5 protein-coding genes, 1 other RNA gene and 1 other annotated feature are annotated in these 7,297 nt (G+C 38.4%); of the genes, 5 read left to right on the top strand and 1 reads right to left on the bottom strand.

What is annotated here, in order from left to right; genetic code table 11:
- Positions 1-178: 178 nt before the first annotated feature.
- A complete protein-coding gene (locus ACFYKX_RS23300) occupies positions 179-1,936 on the bottom strand; it encodes an SH3 domain-containing protein (protein WP_389364082.1) in 1,758 nt (585 codons plus the stop codon).
- A 250-nt stretch (positions 1,937-2,186) separates the two neighbouring features.
- On the opposite strand from ACFYKX_RS23300, the gene ACFYKX_RS23305 reads away from it, so the two are divergent.
- The 5 genes from ACFYKX_RS23305 (at position 2,187) to ACFYKX_RS23325 (ending at position 7,140) form a co-directional block, all read left to right on the top strand.
- Positions 2,187-2,363, top strand: a complete 177-nt coding sequence (locus ACFYKX_RS23305) for a hypothetical protein (RefSeq protein ID WP_389364083.1) — start codon at positions 2,187-2,189, stop codon at positions 2,361-2,363.
- An 83-nt stretch (positions 2,364-2,446) separates the two neighbouring features.
- Positions 2,447-2,684: a binding site (T-box leader), on the top strand.
- 116 nt (positions 2,685-2,800) lie between these two features.
- Positions 2,801-4,072, top strand: coding sequence for a histidine--tRNA ligase (gene hisS, locus ACFYKX_RS23310; RefSeq protein WP_389364085.1), 1,272 nt, complete (start codon positions 2,801-2,803; stop codon positions 4,070-4,072).
- 12 nt (positions 4,073-4,084) lie between these two features.
- Positions 4,085-5,860 carry an aspartate--tRNA ligase gene (aspS, locus tag ACFYKX_RS23315; RefSeq protein WP_389364087.1) on the top strand — a complete coding sequence of 592 codons (1,776 nt, stop codon included), beginning with the start codon at positions 4,085-4,087 and terminating at the stop codon, positions 5,858-5,860.
- Between the two features lie 61 nt (positions 5,861-5,921).
- A non-coding RNA gene (ssrS, locus tag ACFYKX_RS23320) (6S RNA) lies at positions 5,922-6,109 on the top strand.
- 263 nt (positions 6,110-6,372) lie between these two features.
- Positions 6,373-7,140 (top strand): tRNA threonylcarbamoyladenosine dehydratase, encoded by a 768-nt coding sequence (locus ACFYKX_RS23325; protein WP_389364088.1) that lies wholly within the window; start codon positions 6,373-6,375, stop codon positions 7,138-7,140.
- Positions 7,141-7,297 lie beyond the last annotated feature (157 nt).

Consider the following 7,297-nt stretch of genomic DNA (forward strand, 5'->3'; position numbering starts at 1 on the left):
TTTTTGTAACTAAGGACCAATCTTAGTACCTCTTTTTCCTAAATTTCAAAAATTCTCGAACTAAGTGTCAATGTTAGTGCAAATTTTTTTACAAATGTTGAGCAAAAGGGGATTAAACACCCTTCCCCTCTTATTATAAAAAAAGAAAACAGCCCATAACAGACTGTTTTCCTCCCCCTTAATTCCCTTTAAAATACTTTGCTAGACCTTGATAGATTCCCGAAGCGACTCTTTCTTGGTAGGGTCCCGAAGAAATGAGCATCTCTTCGGACGGGTTACTAAGGTAGCCTAACTCTAGCAGTACAGAACTTCGCTTATTTTCTCTAATTACGTGATAGTCTCCCACACGAACACCACGGTCCTTTAACTTGGCTTGAGAAATGGTTCCTGTATGAACAAGAGTTGCTAATGATTTTTGATAGTCGTGGTAATAATAACTCGTCATGCCCCTTACGGTTGAATCAATAATACTATCATAATGAATGCTGATAAACGCATCCGCATTATGATAATGAGACATTCCCACTCTAGAACTTAACGATAAATAACTGTCATTACTTCTAGTAAGAATAACGTTTGCGCCAGATGCTTTTAATTTATCATAGAGAAGTTGCCCTGTTCGTAACGTTAAATCTTTTTCTAGGGTTCCTCTTGCACCAGTTGCTCCACGATCCCTTCCTCCGTGGCCAGGGTCGATGATAACCGTTTTATTCTTCAAATGAATTTCAGCACCAGGTTTTTCTACTTGTGGTGCAGAACCACTTACTGTCACAATCCAACCTGCTACGAAACCGCTTGTTCCATTATCAAGCTTGATTTCATACCAGTCATTATTCAAGCTAATGATAGGAAAGGTTTTCCCGCTATTAGCCCTCAAGATGACTGCAGTATTCAAACTAGGACCTTTTCGAATATTCGTTCCGTTATGTATGATGGAAATGGAACTATCCTTAACAGTTTGCTCCTTAGAAGGAACCTTTTGAGGAGGCTGTTTATCTAAGAACCATCCAGCAATCCAGCCAGAAGTGCCGGTCTTAAACTCGATTTTTGCCCAGTTATTTACTTCCTCAATGATTTGATAGGTTTCTCCTAATTTAACAGTGCCAATAACCTTTCCGCTAAGTGAGCCAGAGTCTCGAACGTTTAAACTAGTGGCAGTAACTTTGCCAATAATCCCTTGTGGAGTGGAAGGTTTTTTCTCGGTCTCCTTTTGAGGAGTTTCAGTAGATTCTTCCCCTGTTAAAAATTCACTACTAATCCAAGCTTCTTGGTTAGTAAACTGAATTTTAACCCACTCTTTATCCTCTGCTAGAATTTGAACCTTTTCACCTTTTTTGAGCTTCCCTATTATTGAACCTTGTAATGAAGGACTATTACGAACGTTTAAGGAGGCTACGGTAACAATGCCGTATGTCGTCTTTTTTTCTACTTCCTTCTGATTTACAGGCTCTTGATTATTTTGTGTTTTTGTAAACTCCTTTGAAATCCAGCCATCCCCAAAGGATGTGTTAATTTTTAACCAAGTCCCACTACTCTCTAGTACCTTTACTTTTTCTCCGCTATTTACAGTGCCAATCACTTGGAAGGTGGTCCCGGGACCTGAGCGTACCCTTAAACCATCTGTTGTAATGGTTACTTGGGAACTTAAAGTTTGAACAGAGTTTCTTTTAACTAACCAGTTAGCTACCCAGCCATATTGGTTGGAGCCCAAGTCGATCTGTAACCAATCACCATCTTCTTTTACTAACGCAAAGGTATCACCTTTGTTTACCTGTTTTAGTACTTTATAGCTTAGTCCTGGTCCCTCTCGGACATTTAATACAGTAGATGAAATTGTTACAGTATCTCCCTCAGCGTTTACAACATTCGGGATAGGGACTATTCCAATTAAGAGTGTTAAACATATGAAAAATGACAACCATCTTTTTCTATGCAAAATGTTACCTCCTTCTGAAAAAATCTAAGAAGCCCATATGGAGTTTGGACAAATGATTACGATTTTAAAAGCATCAGTTTAAAAATTCTATTAAACAAGCCGATTTCCCTTCTATAAATTTCATTTTTTAATGTCTAATCCCTTGAGGGCATCGAGAAAATCAAGTTTTTTTGTGAATCCTAATTTCTTTGTAACTTTTTAAATAATAGTGGACAGAATAATGAGGACTAACGTACGAAAGGTGATTTCAATGAGATTTAGTGAGAAGGGTATGTCTGCACAAAATGGAGATAGTCAACTTTTCGGAGTAGACTTTCATGACTTTATTCAAAAAGAACAAAACAATAACATGATTGAACTAGCTTCTGAGTTCGGGCTAACACTACGAGATGTAAGAAAGTTAAAAAAACAACTAGAACGTTCGTAAAATGTTTTAGAAAATGTATGGATAAAAGTATCTTGACAATTGGATAGATGGTCCGTAATATTAGATAAATAAAATGACATAATCAATAACCAGTGATGGAGAATAGTAATTAAGAATACACGTGAAAAGAGAGGAAATGTCGTTAGGCTGAAAACATTTCCACATGATGACTTAATGAATGAACACTCCGTAGGCTTCTCTCTGAAAAAGTTCACTTTAGTAGGAGATGAACGTTAACAGGCGTTAACTGTAAAAGAGGAATTTGCGTTTTGCAATTTCAATTAGGGTGGCACCACGGGAATAACAACTCTCGTCCCTTGTATTTCAATATACAAGGGACGGGGGTTTTTTTATTTTTGTTTTGTCATCTGTTTAACAGAGATATTTTTTAGGAAAAGACAAATTTTACATATAGTTTTGTTCAGAGGAGGATCTCTATGTCAATTAATATTCCACGCGGAACCCAGGATATTTTACCGGGTGAAGTTGAAAAGTGGCAAATGATAGAAGAAAAAGCAAGGGAACTGTGCAAAAAATTTCAGTACAAAGAAATTAGGACTCCCATTTTTGAGCATACCGATTTATTTTTACGAAGTGTAGGGGATACAACGGATATTGTCCAGAAGGAAATGTATACCTTTGAAGACCGTGGAGGAAGAAGTCTCACCCTACGTCCTGAAGGAACTGCTGCTGTTGTTAGATCATATGTAGAACAAAAAATGTTTGGTTATGCGAATCAACCCGTTAAGCTTTACTACACAGGACCGATGTTCCGATATGAAAGACCTCAGGCAGGACGCTTTCGTCAGTTTGTTCAATTTGGTGTTGAAGCTTTAGGAAGTGCCGATCCAGCAATCGATGCAGAAGTAATTGCTCTAGCAATGTCTCTCTACAAAGAGCTGGGTTTAAAGAAATTAAAGCTTATTGTAAATAGTTTAGGGGATAAAGATAGCCGAAACGCTCATCGAGAAGCGTTAATTAATCACTTCCAGCCGAGAATTGAAGAATTTTGCTCGGATTGCCAAAGTCGTTTAGAAAAGAATCCAATGAGGATTCTGGATTGTAAAAAAGATCGAGATCACGAACTAATGAAATCAGCACCATCTATACTAGAATTTTTAAATGATGAATCAAAGGTCTATTTTGAAAAAGTACAAAAGTATTTATCTGATCTTGATATTCCTTTTGAAGTGGACCCTAATCTTGTTCGTGGGCTGGATTACTATAACCATACCGCTTTTGAAATCATGAGCGATGCAGAAGGGTTTGGGGCGATTACTACTCTATGTGGTGGCGGAAGATACAACGGTTTAGTCGAGGAAATTGGTGGGCCAGATACACCTGGAATCGGATTTGCCCTAAGTATTGAGCGTGTAATTGCCGCTTTGGCTGCTGAGAATATTGAGCTATCTATTAATGATGAAATAGATTGCTATTTAGTTGCTCTAGGTGAAGAAGCACAAGATTACACGGTAGGTCTTCTACACAAGTTACGTTTAGCAGGTTTCTCCGCTGAGAGAGATTACTTAGATCGAAAAATTAAGACTCAATTTAAGGCAGCCGATAGACTAAATGCGAAATATGTAGCTATTTTAGGTGAAGAGGAATTAAAAGCAAACAAAATAAATGTAAAAACCATGTCTACTGGAGAGCAAGCTGAGTTGCCACTAGATGCTTTTATAGAAAAGTTTAAAGAAACATACAAATAGAGGAGGATCACAATGTACGGACGAACATATTTTTGTGGAGAAGTGCCTGCACAAGCCATTGGTGAAAAAGTATCGTTAAAAGGTTGGGTTCAAAAGCGAAGAGACTTAGGGGGATTAATCTTTATTGACCTTCGTGACAGAACAGGAATTGTTCAAGTTGTTTTCAACCCTGAAGTTTCCGGGGAGGCTTTAGCTACTGCCGAAAAAATTAGAAATGAATATGTTTTGCATGTTGAAGGCACTGTTATCGCTCGTGAAGAAGGAACGGTAAATGAAAATTTAAAAACAGGGTCAATTGAAATAAAGGCTGAAAGTGTAACGATTATCAATGAAGCTAAGACTCCTCCGATTATGATTGCTGATAAGACAGATGTATCAGAGGACGTAAGATTAAAATACCGTTATTTAGATTTAAGAAGACCAGTCATGTTCGAAACGTTTAAAATGCGTCATAAGGTAACAAAGGTAATGAGGGATTTCTTAGACCGAGAAGGGTTTTTAGATGTGGAAACACCGATCCTAACAAAGAGCACGCCAGAAGGTGCTCGTGACTATCTTGTACCAAGCAGAGTGCACCCAGGTGAATTCTATGCTTTACCACAATCACCACAAATTTTTAAACAATTATTAATGGTTGGTGGCTTTGAGCGTTACTATCAAATTGCACGCTGTTTCCGTGATGAAGACTTACGTGCAGACCGTCAGCCCGAGTTTACACAGGTAGATATCGAAACAAGCTTTATGAGTCAAGATGACATCATTGCTTTGATGGAAGACATGATGAAGGAAATGATGAAGGAAGTAAAAGACTTAGATGTTCAAATTCCTTTCCCTCGTATGCCTTATCAAGAGGCGATGGCTCGATACGGTTCTGACAAACCAGATACTCGTTTTGGAATGGAGCTAGTAGACCTGTCTGAAGTTGTTAAAGACTCAAGCTTTAAAGTATTTGCAGGGGCTGTGTCATCAGGTGGCCAAGTAAAGGCAATCAATGTTAAAAATGCTGCTAGCAAATATTCTAGAAAAGACATTGATGCCCTTACAGAATTTGTTGCCCGTTATGGTGCTAAGGGTCTAGCCTGGTTAAAAGCAGAGGAAGAAGGATTAAAAGGGCCAATCTCTAAGTTCATCACGGATGAAGAGCAAAGTGGAATTACAGCGGCATTATCTGTAGAACAAGGAGACTTAATTCTTTTTGTAGCTGATAAGACGAATGTTGTAGCAGATGCACTTGGCGCTCTACGATTAAAACTCGGAAAAGAATTAGAATTAATTGACCAAAGCAAATTTAACTTCCTATGGGTTACGGACTGGCCTTTACTTGAATACGGAGAAGAAGAAGGACGTTACTATGCAGCTCATCACCCGTTCACAATGCCTGTGAGAGAAGACCTACCACTTCTCGACTCTGACCCAGGAGCAGTTAGAGCTCAAGCTTATGACTTAGTCCTAAACGGTTATGAATTAGGTGGAGGTTCACTTCGTATATTCGAGAGAAGTGTTCAAGAAAAAATGTTTAGTGTTCTTGGATTTACAGAAGAAGAGGCAAGGGAACAGTTCGGATTCCTACTTGAGGCGTTTGAGTATGGAACACCTCCACACGGTGGGATTGCATTAGGGTTAGACCGCCTTGTTATGTTACTTGCAGGCAGAACAAATCTACGTGATACGATTGCGTTTCCTAAAACGGCAAGTGCAAGCTGTTTGTTAACGGAAGCTCCTGGTGAGGTAAGTGAAGCACAATTAGTTGAGCTTAATTTATCACTGAAAATTCAGAAAAGTGAATAATGACCTAGCTTGGCTTCCTTGAAACCACTTTCATAATGTGCTATGATACTAACAAGAGATAAGAGTGCTGATGTGTTCGTGGTATAACCTAAAGTTTTGACCTAACATTATACCTTCGGGAGTTCGGGTTTTTAAGTAGCGTAAATGCCTTTGGTTTAGGACTTACAAAAGCTTGAAACAGAACACCCACCTGCTGAGTGCGGGTTCAAAACGAAGGCATCGAAAAGCGACGGCACGATTGGCACTCTTCATGAATTCTAAATTTAAAACCATGCTGATTAGCATGGTTTTTTTGTGTGCGAAAACCAGGTAAGATCAATAATCAACTAAAAACCCAAAATTCCTATCGATATACCTTGTTTTTCATCGTAAGTATGATATATTCATTATCGGGTAATACATAAATAAGAATTTTAAAAATATGTAGGCTTCTTACGGAAATACTTAAGATTGCTTTCCCTTAATTAGAGATTCTTTAAAAACCATTAAATTATAGCTGGAGTTGATCATACATGTTGCACCAATTTTCAAGAAACGAACTAGCAATTGGTAAAGAAGGCTTACAAAAGTTGAAAGATAGCACTGTTGCTGTATTAGGTATTGGAGGAGTAGGGTCTTTTTCTGCTGAGGCATTAGCTCGATCAGGAGTTGGCCGTCTAATCTTAATCGACAAAGATGATGTTGATATAACAAATGTTAATCGCCAAATCATCGCCCTTCTTTCCACGGTTGGAAGACCTAAAGCGGATTTAATGAAAGAGAGAATTCAGGACATTAACCCTGAGTGTGAAGTAATTGCCTTAAAAATGTTTTATACAGAAGAAACGTATGAACAAATCTTTGAATATGGATTAGATTTTGTTGTAGATGCCTCTGATACGATTTCTTACAAAATCCATTTAATGAAAGAATGTTTAGAGCGTAAGATTCCTATTATTTCTAGTATGGGTGCTGCAAACAAAATGGATCCAACGCGTTTTCAAATTGCTGATATTTCAAAAACTCATACGGATCCAATTGCGAAAGTCATTCGTACACGCTTAAGAAAAGAAGGAATCAGAAAAGGGATTCCTGTTGTTTTCTCGGATGAAAGCCCTATTGTCATTAGGGAGGATGTTCGAAAAGTAGTTGGTAAGGATGAAGCCCCTATTAGGAAAGCTAAAATGCCGCCATCATCGAATGCCTTTGTGCCCTCTGTTGCTGGACTAATTATGGCAAGCTATGTTGTAAAGGAAATCCTCAGTGATGTTAAAATTCATCGCGTAAAGGATGAAGCATAATAAAAAGGTCAAACACAAGGTGTTTGACCTTTCAGATTGTCGACAAAAGGCATCGAGACTTCGATGCTTTTTGTCTTTTTTATTTATTTTGGAGGGGAAATGGTTGATTTCCGCTCCAGGCGCTTGCTTTCCGGGGGGCGTTCGCCAAGCCTCCTCG

The organism is Cytobacillus spartinae (assembly GCF_042865285.1).
Taxonomy (GTDB): domain Bacteria; phylum Bacillota; class Bacilli; order Bacillales; family Cytobacillaceae; genus Robertmurraya_A; species Robertmurraya_A spartinae.